This is a genomic window from Agrobacterium sp. a22-2, from assembly GCF_012276985.1.
Classification (GTDB): domain Bacteria; phylum Pseudomonadota; class Alphaproteobacteria; order Rhizobiales; family Rhizobiaceae; genus Allorhizobium.
The window spans coordinates 1-440 of record NZ_JAAXMM010000064.1 but is presented as its reverse complement, the minus strand read 5'-3'; the positions used below and the strand labels follow the sequence as shown (position 1 = coordinate 440).

The window sequence follows — 440 nt, the reverse complement described above, 5'->3', positions numbered from 1 at the left end:
ATTTGTGGTTATCCAATAAATCCTAATATCATTGCAAATAGATTTGATCAACTCTATCGTGAGATTATGAATAGCTTATTACAAATAAAAGGTATTATCAAAGATATAGTTGCTGTTAAAACAAAAGAAGGGGATATCGAGGGATTCATTATACATTCTGAATCACTACCTAGGTCCTATCCAAGACCTACTAATTGGAAAGGTGTATTTGAAAGATCTTAAACAGTATATTACACATATGAACTAATGTGGAGTATATACATGGAAAACATCCCTTTAAATAAACCTAAACAACCGGTAGTACCTGAAACATGGATAAAACTTCATCATGTGGTCGTGTTATTCATTCTCTCACTAATAGGAACTTTAATCTTCAATGGTATTTAGGAGGACATATGTCATTTATAATTGCTATATGTCTAGCAGTAATGGTAATAGGT

The 440-nt window shown here is 31.4% G+C and carries 1 protein-coding gene; it reads left to right on the top strand.

Annotated elements, in window-relative coordinates:
- A partial coding sequence (locus tag HFC70_RS26865; RefSeq protein WP_210259465.1) for a hypothetical protein occupies positions 1-222 on the top strand: 222 nt, incomplete at its 5' end.
- Positions 223-440 lie beyond the last annotated feature (218 nt).